Source organism: Corynebacterium sp. HMSC065H09 (assembly GCF_001812845.1).
GTDB classification, from domain to species: Bacteria; Actinomycetota; Actinomycetes; order Mycobacteriales; family Mycobacteriaceae; genus Corynebacterium; species Corynebacterium jeikeium_D.
The window spans coordinates 56,811-75,164 of sequence record NZ_KV810580.1; the positions used below are offsets into that span (position 1 = coordinate 56,811).

Here is an 18,354-nt window from a genome sequence, read left to right on the forward strand (position 1 = left end):
GCCTACTTTTCAGAGCCAGCGTCATCGCCGGACTCATCGAAGCCGGTGTCGCTGCCATCACCAGCGCCAGTGCCGGTGTCAGTGCCGTCGCCGGCGGACTCATCCTTGTAGGAAGGCACGTACTCCAAAACCTGTTGGCCTTCCTTCAGACCGCGCTTAATCTCGATGAAAGTGCCATCGTTGGCGCCCAGCTCAACCTTGATCTTTGTGGGCTTGCCGCCATCCTTAGCTGGAGCGTAGACGACACCTTCGCGGAAGCGTCCCTCCACTGCGGTCACCGGTAGTGCCGGGACCTCCGAGGTGGTGCCACTGCCAAGAATCAGCGTGGCAGGAACACCTTCGTAGACGGTCTGATCTGCGGGAATATCGCAGCGCAGCTGTGGACCGCCCGAGGAATTCCCAGCAGCGGCGGCCCCCATGCCAGCACCCTCTCCGGCGCCAGTGTTCTGCGAGCCCGCGCCACTTCCCGTGACCGTCTTCACCGAATCACACAAAAATGGTGCCGGGCCATCGGTGATAGCGAGGCGGCCATTGTTAATCGAGTCTCCCAGCGTGTACAGCTGGCTCGGCTTAATAGGCGCTACGGCGTGGAAGCTGTTCGGAGAAATCGTGCCAATCTCCTGGCCGATCTCAACCGTCTGGCCGATGACGATATCCCACTGCACAGTGCCAGAAGCCTTAGCGGTGATGTTTCCCCAGGTCACGGTAGTTTCGGGTGCGGCTGCTGCGGCGCCTTCTTCATCGGAATCCGCGCCGCCGGAGGTGCTGGCAGTCTCAGATACCGAGGTCTTCTTCACCTGGAGCAGGTTTTGCCCCTCTACGGCGTTGCCGCCGCTGTTGACATAGGCGTCAGTGATTTCACCGGAAGCGTTGGCGCGGATCACGGTGGGCTCGTCCGGGACGATGGTGGCAGACAGCTTCTGCGTGTTATTGATCCGCTGAGGGGATAGCTCCGTGGTGGGCTGGGAGAAATCACCGGTTGCTTGCGCATAGTCCTCGTCGTTAGCGGGGAAGAATGCGATCTTGAGAAGCGCAACGGTCGCCAGCAACGCCAGCGTGTACTTGAAGATTGTGAGCGCTTTTGCGCCCCTCCCTTGTTTTTTCATGTCTGCAGAAGTATCCGATCAGAATCCAAATTGACAGCGTGGTACGCGTGAAATCCTACCCTCAACGCCTGCGGGCAGTGGTAGTGCTGGCTATACCTTTTATTCAGTGCTGATAGGTATTGCATGAAAGCGCGGTAAGTGCTTTTCGACGGTTATTGCGGGTGGTTTTCGTGGAGAGAACTTTGCCCTTTTTCGGGCCGAGTGTTTGCGGCTGATACAGCGAACCTAATCGGACTAATAATTAAGTCCACATATCAATCTCAGGCGACTAATAGGCAAAATATGAAACTTCGTGTAGGGTGGAAAACGTCAGGGCATGTTGTGACTGCCATCTAGCCCCTGTCTTTAGGAGGAAATCCCCATGTCCAATCTCTATGAAGGTTCCAATGGTCCGACCACTCGCCTCAACGGTGCGCCGGTTCCTACAGAGCAGCACTCGCTAACCAATGGCCCACAGGGAGGTATTAACCTCCACGACATCCACCTGCTGGAAAAGCTCGCTCACTTCAACCGCGAGCGCATTCCGGAGCGCGTTGTTCACGCTAAGGGCGCAGGTGCTTTCGGTGAACTGACGATCACCGAGGATGTTTCCAAGTACACCAAGGCTGCTGTCTTCCAGCCGAACACGGTCACGCCGATGCTGGCGCGATTCTCTACTGTCGCAGGTGAGCAGGGCTCCCCGGATGGCTGGCGTGACGTGCGCGGCTTTGCACTGAAGTTCTACACCGAAGAGGGCAACCTCGACATCGTGGGCAACAACACGCCAGTGTTCTTCATCCGCGATGGCATTAAGTTCCCGGACTTCATCCACTCTCAGAAGCGCCTGCCGGACACGGGCCTGCGTGATGCCAATATGCAGTGGGATTTCTGGACTGCCTCTCCGGAGTCCGCTCACCAGGTCACTTACTTGATGGGTGACCGCGGTATTCCGAAGGACTTCCGTCATATGGACGGCTTCGGTTCCCACACCTATCAGTGGATTAACGCTGAAGGGGAGCGTTTTTGGGTTAAGTACCACTTTAAGACTCGCCAGGGCTGGGAGTTCCTGACGGATGATGAAGCCGCCGAGCTGGTTGGCGAAAACACCGACCACGCTCGCCAGGATCTCTTCGAGGCAATTGAGCGCGGCGACTACCCAACCTGGGACGTCAAGGTGCAGATCATGCCTTACGACGAGGCCGCCAGCTACAAGGTGAACCCGTTCGACCTGACCAAGACCTGGTCCCAGAAGGACTACCCGCTGATTCCGGTCGGCCACTTCACCCTGAACCGCAACCCGGGCAACTTCTTTGCTGAGGTTGAGCAGGCCGCTTTCGCACCGTCGAATACGGTCCCGGGTGTCGGCTTCTCGCCGGACAAGATGCTGCTGGCGCGTGTGTTCTCCTACGCTGATGCGCACCGCTACCGCCTTGGCGTCAACAGCGATCAGCTGCCGGTGAACCAGTCTCGCTGCCCAGTTAATTCCTTCTCGCAGGATGGTGCGGCCACGTACTACTACTCGGATCCGAAGTTGCCGGTTCACGGCTCCAACGCCACTGCTCGCGGTCCGGAGGCCGATACTGCGGCTGCAGCTAAAGCTGCTGGTTGCCCAGTGCGCTCCGGTCACGCCGGCCAGGTCGATGCTGGTGCCTTTGGCCAGTGGGAGAGTGTGGGCGAAGAGTTCTACGCTGGCGCCTACGTGCAGCACCCTGAGGATGATGACTTCTCGCAGCCGGGCGACCTTGTTCGCAACGTGATGGACGATGCCGAGCGTGATCGCTTGGCGGACAACATCGTCGGTGCCATGCAGGGTGTTTCCCCAGAGGTGGAGCAGCGTGTCTACCAGTACTGGACCAACGTTGATTCTTGGCTCGGTGCCGAGGTGGAAAAGCGCTTCAAGGCAACGAAGTAAAGCAACCGCGTGGGGCTGTGCAGTAAAACCGCAGAGTAGAGCTGCGCAGTCACGCGGTAGGTCAAAGTAAATAGAAAAGCGTTAGCCCTGCAGATGGTCAAACCATCTGCAGGGCTAACGCTTTATTTAAAACTTCTGTCTGTGCATGACAGCCACGGCTTTGTGGTTGCCTGCACGCCGGCCCGGTTTGGGCGGCTAAGGAACAACCCTAAGTGTGAGCTGTTTTAGGCACCGATGCCCGGCATGCTCGGGGAGCCGTTGAAAATCGACTTCGGAGCAGCTGCAGCCTCGTCAGCCTCTTCGGCGGACTCGGCAGCTTCTTCGCCCTTTTTGAAAGACTCGTCAGCGCTGTCAGCCTCAACGCCGGAGACGTTGGTGGAGTTGTCATGCGTGGTGGACTGGTCGTTCGTGATGTTGATGTCCATGAAGTCGCGGCCGAACGGAGCGTTCCAGTCACCGGTTTCCAGGAGGGTCAGATCACCATCGATGGTCGGGTTAATCTCGAAGGTGACGTTGACGGTCGGGCCGGAAGGCATTGCTTCCAGAACCTCAACGATAGGAGTGACGTCCATTTTTGGTGTTCCTTTTAGACAGTAACGAAATGAAAAATATCGGTTTTAACTGAACAATAAACCGCAGTCTTTATTAGAGACTGGCGGTTTATTGTGTCAAGGATTGGCGGAGCTATTGTCCTGCCATGAAGCCCGGGAGCTTAGGCGCCGATGCCAGAGATGGTCGGGTTCAGGAAGTCGAAGTCCTTGGACTGGTCGACATGGGTCTCCGGGTTCAGGAAGTCGGAAACCTCCTTGGAGTTGTCGGTGTGCTCGGAGTGGTCGTCGGTGACGGAGATGTCCAGGAAGTCGTTACCGAACGGCAGGTTCAGGTCGCCGCCAACGTTAGCGAAGTTGACGTCGTTGCCAGCCAGCTGCTCGAAAGCCGGCAGCGGGCTCTCAACGGTGACGGCCGGAAGGGCTTCGAGGATGGTTGCGATATCTTCTGCGGAGCAGGACATGAGAAAATCCTTAGGTTCTCGGGGGTAAAGATTTTGAGTCGCTCTTGGCGAACTCACAGAAATTAAGTTAACCGATGGGGCAAGGGGCTGCAATGAAAAAATAAGTGCCTCGATCCGCTTCCGGTCGGTTGCGTCCCTCAAAGCTCGCTCAAATTCGCCTAAAAATATTGGAAAGAGGGCGGTTTGGTGGTGTCTGTGACGACTCCGGCCTCTGCCCGAATATCGGATGACAAAAGCGTTGTTTTCTTAAAATTTACCGGGATTGCATTGATTGTTTTGTTCTTGGTGTCACAAAGGTGCAGGCAAACGGCAAATTCATCAAAAATGATGATTAAGGGTTCCCTAAGTAAGGGTAACCAAACATTAGTAAATGGCAAAAACTGCCACTCAATTTAGGGGCATAAACGGAGCTAACGAGCGGGTCATAGCCTATGAGAGGTACATCACATTGTGGGAGGCCAAAAGTGTGGGGAAATATACCCCCTTTTGGGTAGGTCGGGTGGCCTAAAGGGGGTGCCGGAGCGCGCTGAGGGGTCGCTGTGAAACTGGCCGCTAACGGTGTGTTCAGGACGTTTTCCGCGCCGCTAGCTACCGCTCCGGGACGTAGTCCTCAGCGGAGCCGTCACGGGCACCCAGCACCGCGCGTCCGAGCACCTCGGAGGCGACGGTAGCGACGACCAGGACAGCAACAATGGCCAGAATGGCGGTGAGGGTCTTGCCCCACGTCAGATCGCCCTGGTCGGCCTCTAAGACCAAGTTGGCAATCACCAGCGCGGGGATGCCCACCATGATTCCGGCCGAAAGCTGGTTCAACCGGCTCAATGCATCTTTAGAGCGCCACATGGCCACACCCGCCAGAAGCAGGTACAAAGATCCGCCAATGACCAGCACGGCAAACAAGATAGTTACAAGGATTGAAGCGATACTCATATTGCGATTCGTCCTTAATCGGTCTTAGCGGCGGCCACGGGAAATAACTCGGGCCAGGCCCACGGTCGACAGAATGCCAAGCAAGCCCGCCAGCATTGCAATATCGAAAGTAATGGCCGTAGTCCGCAGCATGGCAGTTGTGAGGAACACTCCCACCATGGGGTAGAAAGCGGCGTCGGAAAGCACTGCGCGCGAGACATTGCCCTTGACCCGGAAGATCAACACCACGCCCACAAGCAGCGCCACTGAACACAGAGCAATGCCAATGCCGCTAATTACCTGTACTGCGGTGGGATCGATCAATGTGTCATTCATGAGCGTGCTCCTTTGTCTTCGCCATTGGAGGCAATGCCATCCGGCAGCGGCAGATCACGGTCGACCTCGGCAGCAACGCCGACGACGGCATCCGGGTCAATGAACTGGTCTGCGTTGTATTCCTCGAAGACGAACGCCTTCGGGCGGGGGACATCGCGGAGGCTGGGGACGAGGTGCTCCTCCATGTCGTAGAGGGAGTCGTACAGCGCGTCCAGGTCGGCACCGAAGATTGCGTGGATGATGAACAACCGCCCCGCATCGGTTTCACGGACGCCGCAGACCAGCGTGCCCGGGGTCATGGTGATGGACTCGGCAAAGAGAGTGACCTCAAGGTCAGACTTCACACGCAGCGGCAGTCCAATGAGCACCGGCTGCTGCTTCTGGTTCGGGCGCAGAGTATCGAGCACCACGTCCGTCGCAGCTACAACAACCTGCCAGACCAGCCAGAGGGAATAGCGGATAACGTGTAGAAACTTCATCAGTAAATACCTCCGATGGCGTTTTCAACTCCGCCGAGTGTGGCCTCGCGGTAGCCATCAATATTCAGCAGCGCATCGGCCGCGCCGGTGGTCGCCCAAGTGACGGCGCCGACCGCGACGAACATGGCCACGGAAACAATTGCCAGCATGGCGGACGGCGCAACCAGCGTTCCCGGAACACGAACCGAATCATCCACGCCCTGCATGGGTCGGCCCCAGAAGACCGCGCGCCACAGGCGAATCATGGCCAGCAGCGAGCCCAGTGAGGCAACGATGATTGCGGTGATCGCAACAATCGAGCGAGCATCGCCAGTGGCGGCAGAGGCAAAGACAATGCCCACCTTGCCCCACACGCCGGAAAACGGTGGGAAGCCCACAATGGAGAAGCTCATTGCCGCCATCACCCAGGCAACCGCTTGGTCGCGGCGAGCAAGCCCCGAAAGCCTAGAGAGCGTACCCGTACCGTAGGTCTCTTCCACCGCGCCGGAGCCCAGAATGAGGGCGCCGACAGTCACCATGTGGTGGATTGCGTAGAAAATACCCGCAGCCAGGGCAGCCTTGGCGCTGCCCCCGTCGTTAGCGTCCGTGAACGCCAACACGATCAGAATGAACGGCATACCCGTGACCATCTGGTAGGCCAGCACCTCACGCATGGTGTTCTCCGCGAGACCAGCAAACGCGCCGACCAGCATCGAGATCGCCATGATGATAATGATCGGCCAGTGCCAGGAGGGATTCATGCCCACAATCACGACGTAAATGCGGAAGAGCATGTACACCGCAACCTTCGTATGCACCGCAGAGAACAGTGCCATCACCGCAGGGCTTGTCGACGGGTACGTCCTCGGCAGCCATGTGTGCGCCGGAACCAAACCAGCCTTCACACACAGCGCAATGATGACAATGCCCAGCGCGACCACACCCGTGCCGCCAGGGCCGCCCTTGCTGGCCATGTCGGCCAGCATTGCGATGTTCACATTGCCCGCCGAGCCGTAGATCAGCGCGACACCAATCAGCAACACCGTGGAGGTCAAGAGGTTGACCAGCACGAAGTTACGGCCAGCAGCCAGGCGGTGCCAGGTACCGGTGACCGCAATCAGGCCGTAGGAGGGCAGCAGCATGACCTCCATGAACACGAAGAAGTTGAACAGGTCGGCAGTCAGGAAAGCACCCGACATGCCGGACAGCATCATCAGCGTCAGGGAAGGGAAGAAACGAGAGGTGTTTTCACCCGCGACGTGGGCGAACCAGTTACCGATGGCAACCACAGCGGCAGCCACACCCAGCATCAGCATGGAGAACGTGTCCGCCAGGAAAGGAATCGAGATACCACCGGGGAACGCGCCCACGCCGTGGCCGACCGGGCCGTTTTCAGTGACGTAGAACATCACCCAAAACGCAGCCAGCGACGATAGGGCCGGAACGGCGATGCCCATCGTCGCTCGCATCCACAGCTTCGGCAGGATGGCTGTGACTGCCGACAAAATCAGCGGCAGTGCCGCAAACAGTGGCAGTAGTGAAGACAGAGTTGAAGGAGACATTGCAGAGGTCATTGCAGAGGCTTCTACCATTTCTCGTCACCGCCGAAAGGAGTCTCGCGCGGGAACTTATCCGGAGCCGAAGAGACCCCTGGGGTACCGGTGACCGTGGAGTCCGAGTCCGCCGGAACATTCTTACCCGCACGACGACCAGCCGTCGACAGCTGCCGCATAGCCTCGCGGTCCTCATGGATACGAGTGTCGTCATCGCGGCCCAAACCAGCCAGTGCCAGCATGAAGGCGGTCACAGCCATGGTAATCACGATGGCCGTCAGCACGAATGCCTGCGGCAACGGGTCAGCCATCTGCTCGGCAGCGCCAGCGCCCGCAGTGGCTTCGTTGCCCAGCAGCGGCTCGCCGCGCCAGGCACCGACACCCGTGGACAAAATAATCAGGTTGGCGGCATGCGAAATCAGAGTCATACCGATAATGGTGCGCAGCATGCCGCGCTGTAGCACCAGGTACGTGCCACCGCCTGCGAGTACGGCAGCCATGATGGCGATAATCACTTCTTGGCCTCCTCAACGGTGGCATGAGCTGGGGCGGGGGCGGAGGTGCTCTCCGTATCTGAGGCGAACACGCCCATCTCCGGCGGCACCCGCAAGCTCGAGCGGTCTGAGTAGAGATCCTGCAGCACATCGTCCGACCCGGTCATACCAGGACGGTTCGGGCCGCCCAGGAGATTCAGCGCAGTTGCCACAATGCCGATGACGGCCAGGTACACGCCGACGTCGAAAAGCAATGCCGTGGTGAGGTGCTGGCCCAGGAACTCGCCGTACAGCGGTGCCAAGAACGACCCCTTGGCGAAACCGATGAAGCCCGTGACGATTGCCGTGATGACACCCGCAGCGCTGAGCGCCACTGGGGTCTTCTTGCCGAAGACCAGCTCGTCGCGGTCCTTGGACAGGTAAATCAGCATGACGGCAGCGGCGCCAATCAGCGCCGCGTTGAAGCCGCCGCCCGGAGCGGTACCGCCGCGGTAGAGAACCACAGCAGACAGAGCGAACAGGACCGGCGACAGCCAGCGGACCAGCCAGCGCATCATGATGGAGTTCAGAGCGGGCTCCGCAAGCGGGGAAGGCTGATCGAGCAGGTGCGGGAAGCGAGGCATCGACGTGACAACCGCCGCCATCGCGACACCCGCCATACCGAGAACCGCCAGCTCACCCATGGTATCGAAAGCACGGAACTCAACCAGGATCACGTTGACAATGTTGGTTTCGCCCGTGACCTTCTCAGTGTTGTCGATGTACCACTGCGCGACCTCAGGCATCTGACGACGGCCAGTGAGGAACCACACCGCGCCGAACGTAGCCAAGCCCACGGCAACTGCCACAACCGCCGCCGAGGCACGGCGGTTCTTCGAGGTCTCAGAGAACGCACGCGGCTGGAAGCGCAGCACCAGCATCATCAGCACGACAGTCAGGATTTCCACCATGAACTGCGTCAATGCCACATCCGGTGCGCCCAGCAGGAGAATCTGCAGCGTGACACCAACACCGGTGACGCCGAGCAGCACAGCCGCCTGCAAACGGTTCTTCGCCCGAAGCGTGGCCCACACGCCAATCACGACAACAACCAGCGGAATCAGGTCGGTCAGGTGATCGATGCCGTCGATCTTCGGCAGCACCGGAGCGCCCCCGACACCCGGAGCGATCGCAATAACCAGGGCGTACACCGCGAGCAAACCAAGCAGCGGCAACAGGTGACGCGATGGCTGATGCGAACGCGCCACCTTGCCCATCGCGCGCCCCACACGCTGCGAGACGCTCAGCGACGCGTTGATTGCCTCCACGCCGGTGAACGGGAAGAGCTTGCGGTCTGCCATGACGGCGCCTACGCGGGCACGAGTGAAGATGAAGCCCACGCCGACAGCCAGCACAATCACAGAGATAATCAGCGGCACATTCACGCCGTGCCACAGACTCAAGTGCGATTCCTGAGTCGTGCCAGCCGGAAGCTGACCGACCGTATCGGCCACGCGGTCCAGCGGGCGGTTCAAAATAGCGCCGGCAGCGAAGGCCGCAGGCAGGCTCAGCAGGCCAGGGATAGCGGCCGGCAGCCACAGCGAAATTGGAGCCTCAGTGATGTGGTCAACATTGCGCGGACCATCCACAAACGCACCGAACACCAAACGTGCCGAGTACGCGAAAGTACCAATCGCACCAATCGCCGCCACCGTCAGCAGAATGACGACACCGGTGTTGGACAAAGGTGCGCCCTCGAATGCGGTCAGCATGCCCTCCTTCGACATAAAGCCGAAGAACGGCGGAATTGCCGCCATCGATGCCGCACCGAAAATCATGGAGCCAAAGCTCCACGGCATCTGCTTCCACAGCGGACCCAAGCGACGAATGTCGCGAGTGCCCGCCTGGTGATCAACCACACCGGCCATCATGAACAGCGACGACTTAAACATCGCGTGCGCAATGGTGTGCACAACCGCAGCCATAATGGCGAACTTCGTGCCCACACCAATCGTGGCGACAATCCAACCCAACTGCGAGACCGTCGAGTACGCAATCAGCTTCTTCAAGTCAGTCTGCTGCAGCGCAAAGTAGGCCGTGGCAACAGCCGTCCACATACCCATGACAATCAGCAGCAACTGCCACACACGCACGTCTGCGAAGACCGTGGAAAAACGCATCAGCAGGTAAACGCCCGCCTTGACGACGGCCGCAGCGTGCAAGAAAGCCGAGACGGGAGTTGCGGCCGCCATGGCCTCTGGAAGCCAGGCGTGGAAGGGGAACTGAGCTGCCTTCGTGAAAGCACCCAGGGCCACCAACGCGGCAATGAGGCTACGCGCTGTCGGGTTGGCCTCCCACTCAGGCGAAGCCAAAACCTCGGTGAGATTCGTGGAACCGGTCAGCCACACAGCACCGCCGAGAGCGGCTAGAAGCAGCAGGCCACCGGTGAAGGTCAGCAGTAGTGTGCGCAACGAGCCCAACTCGCCCGACGAGCCCGACCTTGCAATGAGCAGGAACGATGCCATCGAGACCAGCTCCCACCCAATGAAGAGGAGCATGATGTCGTCGGCAAGCACGAGGAGCAAAACCGCCAGCATGAACGCCGTCATTAGAACGTAGAAGCTCATCGCGGATTTCTTAGGCGGCAGATACGCGGTGGAGTAGATGAAGACTATCGAGCCCACCAACAGCGCCAAGAAACTGAACACCATGGAGAGCGGATCGAGCTTCAGCGCAAACGCCGCGTTCAGTTCCGGGGACCAGACGCGGGACCAGGTGAAGGTGGTGCCGTCGAGAATATCGCCCGTTACACGCGAAAGCTGGACCACCGACGCGAGAAAAAACGCGACGATGGGCCAGCCTGCGTGACGACCAAGGAGCTTCACAAACAGCGGGGTCAGCGCCAGGGCAACCGCGACCAACAGCGGGACCGAAAGGAGGGTCAGGCTGTTGGCGGAAGTTTGGGCTGCTTGGGTGGCTTGAACTGCTTGAGCTGCTTGAGCTGCGAGCGTTGTTGCGTGCTCTGCGGAGCTGCTTGCTTGGGGGGTAATCGTTGCCGGGGCAGAAAGAACGGAATCTAAAGAATTCAATGTTGCCGATACGCCGCCGGACGCAAACTCAGAAGCCAATGTCTGGTCTGGTGGTGCGGTCGCCGACGGCGGACTGGCTGTAAAGGAGCTGGCTGATGCCAGAGCTGTTGCCAGGTGCGTCACTTGGGGGCTACTTTCACATTGCTGTTAAAAAGGTTCGTACTTCTACAGACTAACAGCCACGAAATTGCTCCACGCGGGGTGAAAGGGGCATTTGGGGGAGCGGGGAAAGGCTCTGTGGATCCAGTAGTGAAAATACATAGGAACGAGTGATGAACGGGGCGTCGGTGGGAGTTACTGACTGCGTTTATGTCTGGGTGACGTTGGATTGATCCGAGTTACTGACTAGGTTTATGACAAAAATGGCCCGAAAAATGGCTTGAAAGTGTCATAAACTCACACAGTTTCACATTTGCAGCCCCGGAGTTTTCGGGTTGACAGTTTTGCCACGTAACTCCGGGCTGTGGTGCTGCCGCAGTTGGGGCCTGACTAGTCGCTACCTTGAGAACTGGACGCACTCTTTGGCTATCAACCCTGAACCGCGGCAAAAAGTAGGGTTCAGCAGCCAACGACGAAACCCTCCCTCGCCCGGATAACTCCAGGTGAGAGAGGGTTTCTACTTGGTCGGGGTAGCGGGATTTGAACCCACGGCCTCTTCGTCCCGAACGAAGCGCGCTACCAAGCTGCGCCATACCCCGAGGCCGCATACACGAACTGGGAACATACGTCTCAGTGCTGTGCTTGCGAGGACTTACTTTAGCCCGACGCTGAGTCAGAATGCAAAACGCCTGCTTAACGGGCTGTGGGGACAAGCCGCGGTCTCCGCCGCGCCCTTACAAACTACGAACTGCACCCCGACGAACTACGAACTACGAATCCCGCTCCACAACCTCAATCAAGGTCGCGGACGGGCGGCAGAACAGGCGCACCGGGGCGTAAGGGGAAGTGCCGAGGCCATTAGAAACGTGCAGCCACGTCTTCTCGGTCCAGCGCGACAGCCCCGAGGCCCGCGAGCGGTCGATACCGCAGTTGGTCACAATGGCCTTCCCTCCGGGCAGGCACACCTGGCCACCGTGGGTATGACCAGAAAGCACCAGGTCGTAGCCATCTTCCGCAAAAGCATCCAACACGTGGGGCTCCGGCGAGTGCGACAGGCCGATAGCGATGTCGGCATCCGCGTTCGGGGCACCGGCGATCTGCGAATAATCCTCCAACTCGTGATGAGGGTCATCCACACCGGACAGCACCACCTTCACGCCACCCGCCACAAACTCCAGCCGGGCATGGGTGGCATCCTGCCAACCGTGCTCGATAAACGCAGCGCGCATGCCGCGCCACGGCAGCTCTACGCGCGAGGGCTTGCGCTTCTTGCCCGTCAGGTACTTCAACGGGTTGACAGGCCGCGGCGCGAAGTAGTCATTCGTGCCGAACACGAAGGCACCCGGACGGTTCAGCAGGGGGCCGAGCGCTGCGAGGACACTGGGAACGGCCTTGTCGCTGCCCAAGTTGTCGCCAGTATTAATCACCAGGTCAGGGTTCAGAGCATCGAGGCTGGCAACCCACTTCTGCTTCAACTTCTGGTCGGGGAGCATGTGGAAGTCGGAGACATGCAGAATCTGGAAAGGCTCACCCTCGCGCTTTCCCGCCCGGGCGAGCGTTCCGGGTGCCAGCACGGGAACTTGCACACGGTGGAGTTTAAATGCGCGCAATTCGATTTGGTTCGCGTAGATGAACGTCGTCAAGCCAAGCGTGGCGAGAGCTGCGGCAGACCGCAGAATTCGGTTGGAAAAAGCGCGCGATGTCATGACAGAGACACTATCAACTACAGCGGTAATCTAGGGCGTATGAGTGAACTGAAGAACACAATTATCTCCGATATGACCGCCGCAATGAAGGCCCGCGACAAAGAAACCGTTGCGGCGCTGCGCATGCTGAAGGCCGCCATCCAGACCGAGGAGGTATCCGGCTCCAAGCACGAGCTCACCGATGACGAGGTGCTGCGTGTGATTGAACGGGAGGTCAAGAAGCGTCGCGAGTCCGCTGAGATGTATGCCGAGAACGGCCGCCAGGAACTTGCCGACGCCGAGCTCGCCGAAGCAGAGGTTTTCGCCCGCTACCAGCCGGAACAGCTTGACGACGACGCCGTGAAGAACCTCGTCGCGGAATCCGTGGCCGAGGTTGCTGGCGATGGCACGCCGAGCATGAAGATCATGGGCCAGGTTATGAAGGTGGCTAAGGAAAAGGCCGCTGGCCAGGTCGATGGCAAGCGGCTTTCCGAGGCCGTTAAGGCTGCCCTGCAGGGCTAACGCGACCTTTCGCCGTTTTCCCTTTTCGGCGATAAGCGTTGGAGCTGCCTTCTAGGGCGAACTAGAACGGCAGCAGCGGAATCAGATCCCGCAAGCTCGGCGCTGGCGGAGTATTCGGACGAGGGAACTGCGGTAGCGGATCCGGCCGGTTCGTCGTCGAGTCCGGCCGCGGCGACGGTGCTGGCGGCGGGGTCGGACGGCGGGTGCCATCGGCCACGCGGATCGTGACGGTGCCACCCTTGAGTAGCAGCGGCGGCTGATCCAGCCCGACCACGATTCCTCGCGATTCGCCTGTGAGGGAGACTGTGCGTTCCTCTACCTTGTAGCCGGCCTTCTTAAGGGTCTCCCGAGCCTCGGCCTTCTGCATGCCCACGACATTCGGCATTTGGGTGATAGAGGTACCCAGTCCGTAGTCCGAATCCAGTGGTGGGAGGTTCTTTCCGCCATAGTCCTCGATAACCGGGCCGACTGCGCCGAACCATGTCCGCGCGGGCTCGCGACCACCAAAGAGGTTGCCGCTTGGGCACTGGCGCAGCGGCGACGTGCACAGCTCCGTGACCGTCGGGGTGTCGTTGTAGGCGTACACCGATCCGGCCAGACCGCCGGTGAAGCCCAGGAATGCCGCAGACTGGTTCGACTCGGTGGTACCGGTCTTAGCCGCGACTGGGCCTTCCCAATTCAGCTCTTTCGCGGCATCCTTCGCGGTGCCATCGGTGGCGTCATTGCTGAGCGCATTAGCAATTGCGTGCGCGACCCCCGGCTCCACTGCCTGCTCGCACGGTGGCACATTCAGCTTGACCGCATTGCCCTTGGAATCCGTGATCGACTCAATCGGAGAGGGTTCGCACCAGCGGCCATTGCTGGCCAGGGTGGCAGCGACATTGGACAGCTCAAGGTTATTCACCGCCGTCGGACCCAGCACGAACGAGCCGAGCTTATGCTCCGAGACATAGTCCGCCACCGAGGACTCACCATCAAAACTGCCCGGCTCCGTGTATGAGCGCATGCCCAGGCGTACCGCCATGTCCATCACGCCATCGACGCCGACCAGCTCCGAAATCTGAATAAAAGGAGTATTCGGCGACCGTGCGAGCGTCTCACGCAGCGACATCGACGGCGGGAAACTACCTACGTTCTCCACGCAGTACAGGCCCGGCGGGCAGCCCTCTGCGCCGCCGGTGCCCAGCCCGGAGGCCTCATAACGACGCGGCACCGGGAAGTTGGTGTCAATACCCAGCCCCTTTTCCACCGCCGACGTCGCCGCGAAAATCTTAAAAATCGAGCCCGCGCCATTGCCTACCGGCGTAAATGGCTGCGGCTGCACGGTCTGCATTTGTTCCGCATCGAGGCCGTATACGCGTGACGACGCCATCGCGAGCAACTTCCTGGAGTCATCCCCAGGCTCAAGCAAACTCATAACCTCGGCTGCGCCATCCGCAGTCGGTGACGCCTGCTGACGCAGAGACTCCTGCACGCTGTCCTGCACACGCGGGTCCAGTGTGGTCTTCACATGGAAGCCACCGCGCTTGAGCTTCTCGGTCTCAATACCGTGGTTCTCTAAGTAGGAGACCACATAATCACAGAAGAAACCCCGATCGCCCGCCGCGATACAGCCCTGCGGCAGGCGCTGAGGCTCCGGAAGAATACCGAGATCAGCTGCCTTGGCGTCCTGAGCCTCCTGCGGGCCAATTGCTCCCGTGGATTCCATGGCCGCAAGCACGTCGTTACGCCGTGCATGCGCACCTTCCGGATTTGTATACGGATCGAGCCCGGAGGACTGCTGAACCATGCCCGCGAGCAGAGCGGCCTGCGGGACATTCAGATCGGACGCGGGAATGCCGAAGTATGTCTGAGCTGCAGCTTCCACGCCGAACGCGCCATTGCCGAAGGGGACCAAGTTCAGGTACTTAGTCAGAATCTCGTCTTTCGTCAGCTCATCTTCCAGGTCCAACGCGATGCGAATCTCGCGGATCTTGCGGCCATAATCCGTAGCAGTAGCAGCGCGGCGCTCCGACTCCGACTCTGCGTCCACCAGCAGCGTGTGGTTCTTAATCAACTGCTGCTCAATTGTGGAGGCGCCTTCCTGCACCGACTGAGACATGAAGTTCTTTACCGCCGCACGAGCAGTACCCTTCCAGTCCACACCAGAGTGCTCATAAAAGCGCCTATCTTCCACGCTGACCAGCGCGTCCTTCATAGCTGGCGAGATGCGTTCCGACGGCACATTAAACCGCCGCTGATCATAGAGCCACGCAATTGGCTGATCATTACGATCCGTAATAGTGGTGACCCCCGGTGCGTCCTTAGAAATCACCGACCGCGACGCCGACGCGAATTCATCAGCCGTGCGCGCGACGAGGTAGGCCGAGCCGCCCACAAGAGGAAAGAGGGCGCTGGCCACAATCAACGCAGCCAACACAGTGGCAACGGAGAGCTTGAACAGCGTCGAACCTTTATTCACAGCAATCACACTACAAGGTAGGGCGGATTGAGCCGAAGTGAGTTTTCGAAAATCCGCCTAGCGACATGCCCGGCGAGCCCAGAAAAACGCCTGGCGAGCGGAGGAGGAGTGCTACGAGCGCCCTTACAATACCGGGCAAGTCATCGTGGGGTGGTTTCTGGAAAAAGATTTTCATAGTGACGCAAATCACCCCCGTGCTTTTGTTGGAAAAAGTTGCCCCACCTGCATTGTTGTATTTAGAGCTGCGCCACGTCCACCCTCCCAGTGTGACCCAATCGACATTATTTGGTTGGTGTGAATAGACTTACAACAAAATTTCAGCACTATTTAGTTGAAACTATTTCGAAATAACGAAAATCGCAGGCACGAGGAGGCTACAATGACCGCCACGATTCCCGATCGCAACCGCACTGCTACTACGCCAGACTACGAGCTCGGTGTAGAGAGCTTCCGCGATCGTCAGGAGTGGGTCCCGCGCGCTAAGTGCCGCGATATTGACCCGGATAAGTTGTTCGTTCGCGGCGCCGCACAGCGCGAAGCCGCAGTTATCTGCCGCCACTGCCCAGTGGTTCTGCAGTGCCGTGCCGACGCTCTGGATAACCGCGTCGAGTTCGGCGTCTGGGGTGGCCTGACCGAGCGTCAGCGCCGCGCAATGCTGCGCGAGCACCCGGAAATTACTTCGTGGGCCGACTTCTACGCTGAGCAGTACGCAGCTCAGCGCAAGGCAAAGCTGGCTAAGTAAAAACCGAACTTAGACCGAAGTAAAACTAAACCCCCAGCGCGCGAGGCTGGGGGACAGATAAAGTAGCTTCCATGACTACTAAATGGGAATACTTCACCGCACCGCTGCTCATTCACAACACCAAGGCCATCCTGGACAACTTTGGTGAGGACGGCTGGGAACTCGTCACCGTTCTCCCGGGCCCGACCGGCGAAAACCACGTTGGTTACTTCAAGCGCCCGAAGACTGACTAATTACCTCGGTGTCTAGTACCTAACTAACAACGGCGGTTGTGCTTTCGATTGGCAGCTGACTCACGGTTGGCTGCCATCTTTCTTTGGCCGGCTTTATTCGCCGGACCCCTAGCCGCCGTGGAAAGGCTTAACTTAAATGAGCAACTCTGAATCTCGCACTCCTTCCCAGGCCCTCGAGGACCTGGGGCTTACCTTGCCTGCCGTTGCCGCGCCAGTTGCGGCCTACGTACCCGCAACGCGCACGGGCAACCTTGTTTTCACTTCCGGTCAGCTCCCATTCGTTAACGGCGAGCTCACCCACGTCGGCCACGTCGGCGCAGAGGTCACTGCTGAGGAGGCCAAGGAGGCCGCCCGCACCTGCGCTCTCAACGCTTTGGCCGCAGTCGATGCCGAGGTCGGTCTCGACAATGTCACCCGCATCGTGAAGGTCGTCGGCTTCGTCAACTCCGCCGCTGAGTTTACCGGTCAGCCAGGCGTTATCAATGGAGCCTCGGAACTCTTCGGCGACGTCTTCGGCGAACGCGGCCAGCACGCTCGCTCGGCAGTGGGTGTGAATCAGCTTCCGCTGGACGCACCCGTGGAAGTTGAAATCATCGTTGAAGTAACCCAGTAGATGCTGTATTTGCTGTCGTGACCAGTGGGGATGTTGCGTTCTCCGGGTCGTCGTAAAGCGTGCTTACACCCAAATGAGCCGAATTGGAGGGCGTAGCGCGCTCCCCGGATTGCGCAACCACGTAGGATAGAGGACATGGAGCATCCTGCGTATAGCCAACTGCGTCAGATTTCTCAGTCTGTGGGCGTCGTTCTGTGCCCGAACCCCAGCTACTCTTCGCTGGAGGGTACGAACTCCTACGTTATTAAGGCTGAGGGGGATAGCCGCAGCATTGTCATCGATCCGGGTCCGGAGGACGAGGGACACCTGAACGTCCTCCAGCGCTATGCCGGCGACGTTGCGTTGATTCTGCTGACGCACCGTCATGGCGACCATGCTGATGGCGCCGCACGTTTCCGTCAGCTCACCGGCGCGCCGATTCGTGAGCTGGAGTCTCAGTACTGCGCGGGAGGTCAGGATCCGCTTGTCGACGGCGAACGTATCGTCCTCGACGGAGTGACTCCGCAGATTGAGGTCGTGGCAACCCCTGGTCACACCGCTGATTCCGTCTGCTTCTTCATCCACACTGGTGATGGCGAGGACGATGTTGAAGGCATCGTTACCGGTGACACGATCGCTGGCCGCCACACCACTATGATCTCGGAGACCGACGGCGACCTGGGTAAGTACATGGAAACCCTGAAAATGCTGGATTCGCGCGGCAAGGGTGTTCGTCTGCTGCCTGGTCATGGTGCTGACCTGCCGGACATCACTGTAATGACGCAGAAGTACATTGAGCGTCGTAAGCTGCGCCTTCAGCAGGTGAAGGATGCCGTTGCCAAGCTGGGCGACGAAGCTACGGTCGACCAGATTGTGGATGAGATTTACACGGATGTCGATCCGGTGCTGCGTCATGCTGCTGAGCAGTCGACTCGTGTGACCCTGCGCTACCTGCGCGATCACGGGGAGTAATTGCTGGGCTTCGGCTTTGGCTTCGGCTTGGGCTTCGGCCGGTTGCTGGGCTGGTCTGGGCTGGGCTTAATTGAGACTGGGCTGAAGCCGAGCTTGAGTGAAGCTGAGCTTGACTCACCGCATGAAAAGAGCGTGTGACCTGCAATTTTGCGGGTTGCGCGCTTTTTGTTTGGGCTAGTGCCGGTTGGGGGTTAAGTAGCAAAAAGTGTGTCTGACTTTCA

At 59.2% G+C, this 18,354-nt stretch carries 17 protein-coding genes and 1 tRNA gene; 6 read left to right on the top strand and 12 right to left on the bottom strand.

Annotated elements, in window-relative coordinates; translation table 11 throughout:
- Positions 1 to 2: 2 nt before the first annotated feature.
- Positions 3 to 1,106: an efflux RND transporter periplasmic adaptor subunit gene (locus HMPREF2878_RS02955; protein WP_070652816.1), complete on the bottom strand. Its 1,104-nt coding sequence runs from the start codon at positions 1,104 to 1,106 to the stop codon at positions 3 to 5.
- Positions 1,107 to 1,467: 361 nt separating this feature from the next.
- Here HMPREF2878_RS02955 and HMPREF2878_RS02960 point away from each other — a divergent pair, with 361 nt between their 5' ends.
- Positions 1,468 to 2,997, top strand: coding sequence for a catalase (locus tag HMPREF2878_RS02960; protein WP_070603603.1), 1,530 nt, complete (start codon positions 1,468 to 1,470; stop codon positions 2,995 to 2,997).
- A 224-nt stretch (positions 2,998 to 3,221) separates the two neighbouring features.
- Here the strand turns inward: HMPREF2878_RS02960 and HMPREF2878_RS02965 are convergent, their stop codons facing one another.
- From HMPREF2878_RS02965 to HMPREF2878_RS03010, 10 genes are all read right to left on the bottom strand, one after another.
- Positions 3,222 to 3,569: a hypothetical protein gene (locus tag HMPREF2878_RS02965; protein ID WP_070652817.1), complete on the bottom strand. Its 348-nt coding sequence runs from the start codon at positions 3,567 to 3,569 to the stop codon at positions 3,222 to 3,224.
- 140 nt (positions 3,570 to 3,709) lie between these two features.
- The gene (locus HMPREF2878_RS02970) at positions 3,710 to 4,009 is read right to left on the bottom strand and encodes a hypothetical protein (RefSeq protein WP_070652818.1); all 300 of its coding nucleotides are present in this window, start codon (positions 4,007 to 4,009) and stop codon (positions 3,710 to 3,712) included.
- Positions 4,010 to 4,597: 588 nt separating this feature from the next.
- On the bottom strand, positions 4,598 to 4,939 hold the full coding sequence (locus HMPREF2878_RS02975) for a monovalent cation/H(+) antiporter subunit G (protein WP_016421914.1): 342 nt from the start codon (positions 4,937 to 4,939) through the stop codon (positions 4,598 to 4,600).
- 24 nt (positions 4,940 to 4,963) lie between these two features.
- Positions 4,964 to 5,254 carry a monovalent cation/H+ antiporter complex subunit F gene (locus tag HMPREF2878_RS02980; protein ID WP_005511667.1) on the bottom strand — a complete coding sequence of 97 codons (291 nt, stop codon included), beginning with the start codon at positions 5,252 to 5,254 and terminating at the stop codon, positions 4,964 to 4,966.
- Positions 5,251 to 5,733, bottom strand: a complete 483-nt coding sequence (locus HMPREF2878_RS02985; protein ID WP_070652819.1) for a Na+/H+ antiporter subunit E — start codon at positions 5,731 to 5,733, stop codon at positions 5,251 to 5,253. The genes HMPREF2878_RS02980 and HMPREF2878_RS02985 overlap by 4 nt, the downstream gene beginning before the upstream one ends.
- Positions 5,733 to 7,274, bottom strand: coding sequence for a monovalent cation/H+ antiporter subunit D family protein (locus HMPREF2878_RS02990; protein ID WP_070652826.1), 1,542 nt, complete (start codon positions 7,272 to 7,274; stop codon positions 5,733 to 5,735). The genes HMPREF2878_RS02985 and HMPREF2878_RS02990 overlap by 1 nt, the downstream gene beginning before the upstream one ends.
- A gap of 23 nt (positions 7,275 to 7,297) precedes the next feature.
- Positions 7,298 to 7,780 carry a sodium:proton antiporter gene (locus HMPREF2878_RS02995; RefSeq protein ID WP_005511661.1) on the bottom strand — a complete coding sequence of 161 codons (483 nt, stop codon included), beginning with the start codon at positions 7,778 to 7,780 and terminating at the stop codon, positions 7,298 to 7,300.
- Positions 7,777 to 10,683 carry a DUF4040 family protein gene (locus HMPREF2878_RS03000; protein ID WP_070652827.1) on the bottom strand — a complete coding sequence of 969 codons (2,907 nt, stop codon included), beginning with the start codon at positions 10,681 to 10,683 and terminating at the stop codon, positions 7,777 to 7,779. The genes HMPREF2878_RS02995 and HMPREF2878_RS03000 overlap by 4 nt, the downstream gene beginning before the upstream one ends.
- A 765-nt stretch (positions 10,684 to 11,448) precedes the next feature.
- Positions 11,449 to 11,525, bottom strand: a tRNA-Pro gene (locus HMPREF2878_RS03005).
- 171 nt (positions 11,526 to 11,696) lie between these two features.
- A complete protein-coding gene (locus HMPREF2878_RS03010; protein WP_070652820.1) occupies positions 11,697 to 12,632 on the bottom strand; it encodes a metallophosphoesterase in 936 nt (311 codons plus the stop codon).
- A gap of 39 nt (positions 12,633 to 12,671) precedes the next feature.
- On the opposite strand from HMPREF2878_RS03010, the gene HMPREF2878_RS03015 reads away from it, so the two are divergent.
- Positions 12,672 to 13,133 (top strand): GatB/YqeY domain-containing protein, encoded by a 462-nt coding sequence (locus HMPREF2878_RS03015; RefSeq protein ID WP_070652821.1) that lies wholly within the window; start codon positions 12,672 to 12,674, stop codon positions 13,131 to 13,133.
- Between the two features lie 61 nt (positions 13,134 to 13,194).
- Here HMPREF2878_RS03015 and HMPREF2878_RS03020 read toward each other — a convergent pair whose 3' ends face one another.
- Positions 13,195 to 15,603: a transglycosylase domain-containing protein gene (locus HMPREF2878_RS03020; protein ID WP_070652822.1), complete on the bottom strand. Its 2,409-nt coding sequence runs from the start codon at positions 15,601 to 15,603 to the stop codon at positions 13,195 to 13,197.
- Positions 15,604 to 15,973: 370 nt separating this feature from the next.
- Between HMPREF2878_RS03020 and HMPREF2878_RS03025 the strand changes: the two genes are divergently transcribed.
- The 4 genes from HMPREF2878_RS03025 (at position 15,974) to HMPREF2878_RS03035 (ending at position 18,133) form a co-directional block, all read left to right on the top strand.
- Entirely contained in the window at positions 15,974 to 16,336 is a 363-nt protein-coding gene (locus HMPREF2878_RS03025; RefSeq protein WP_005511664.1) for a WhiB family transcriptional regulator, read from the top strand.
- 71 nt (positions 16,337 to 16,407) lie between these two features.
- Complete coding sequence (locus HMPREF2878_RS11125; RefSeq protein ID WP_141744780.1) at positions 16,408 to 16,569, top strand: Sp36 family protein; 162 nt, start codon at positions 16,408 to 16,410, stop codon at positions 16,567 to 16,569.
- A 136-nt stretch (positions 16,570 to 16,705) separates the two neighbouring features.
- Positions 16,706 to 17,182 (top strand): RidA family protein, encoded by a 477-nt coding sequence (locus tag HMPREF2878_RS03030; protein ID WP_049171093.1) that lies wholly within the window; start codon positions 16,706 to 16,708, stop codon positions 17,180 to 17,182.
- Positions 17,183 to 17,317: 135 nt separating this feature from the next.
- The gene (locus HMPREF2878_RS03035) at positions 17,318 to 18,133 is read left to right on the top strand and encodes an MBL fold metallo-hydrolase (protein ID WP_005511689.1); all 816 of its coding nucleotides are present in this window, start codon (positions 17,318 to 17,320) and stop codon (positions 18,131 to 18,133) included.
- The last annotated feature ends 221 nt before the right edge of the window (positions 18,134 to 18,354 follow it).

Bases quoted from the DNA above. Each gene is read 5' to 3' on its own strand.
- HMPREF2878_RS02960 (WP_070603603.1), top strand. From the start codon at position 1,468: ATGTCCAATCTCTATGAAGGTTCCAATGGTCCGACCACTCGCCTCAAC.
- HMPREF2878_RS02975 (WP_016421914.1), bottom strand. From the start codon at position 4,939: ATGAGTATCGCTTCAATCCTTGTAACTATCTTGTTTGCCGTGCTGGTC.
- HMPREF2878_RS03015 (WP_070652821.1), top strand. From the start codon at position 12,672: ATGAGTGAACTGAAGAACACAATTATCTCCGATATGACCGCCGCAATG.
- HMPREF2878_RS02990 (WP_070652826.1), bottom strand. From the start codon at position 7,274: ATGTCTCCTTCAACTCTGTCTTCACTACTGCCACTGTTTGCGGCACTG.
- HMPREF2878_RS03030 (WP_049171093.1), top strand. From the start codon at position 16,706: ATGAGCAACTCTGAATCTCGCACTCCTTCCCAGGCCCTCGAGGACCTG.
- HMPREF2878_RS03035 (WP_005511689.1), top strand. From the start codon at position 17,318: ATGGAGCATCCTGCGTATAGCCAACTGCGTCAGATTTCTCAGTCTGTG.
- HMPREF2878_RS03010 (WP_070652820.1), bottom strand. From the start codon at position 12,632: ATGACATCGCGCGCTTTTTCCAACCGAATTCTGCGGTCTGCCGCAGCT.
- HMPREF2878_RS02970 (WP_070652818.1), bottom strand. From the start codon at position 4,009: ATGTCCTGCTCCGCAGAAGATATCGCAACCATCCTCGAAGCCCTTCCG.
- HMPREF2878_RS02985 (WP_070652819.1), bottom strand. From the start codon at position 5,733: ATGAAGTTTCTACACGTTATCCGCTATTCCCTCTGGCTGGTCTGGCAG.
- HMPREF2878_RS11125 (WP_141744780.1), top strand. From the start codon at position 16,408: ATGACTACTAAATGGGAATACTTCACCGCACCGCTGCTCATTCACAAC.
- HMPREF2878_RS02965 (WP_070652817.1), bottom strand. From the start codon at position 3,569: ATGGACGTCACTCCTATCGTTGAGGTTCTGGAAGCAATGCCTTCCGGC.
- HMPREF2878_RS03025 (WP_005511664.1), top strand. From the start codon at position 15,974: ATGACCGCCACGATTCCCGATCGCAACCGCACTGCTACTACGCCAGAC.
- HMPREF2878_RS02980 (WP_005511667.1), bottom strand. From the start codon at position 5,254: ATGAATGACACATTGATCGATCCCACCGCAGTACAGGTAATTAGCGGC.
- HMPREF2878_RS02955 (WP_070652816.1), bottom strand. From the start codon at position 1,106: ATGAAAAAACAAGGGAGGGGCGCAAAAGCGCTCACAATCTTCAAGTAC.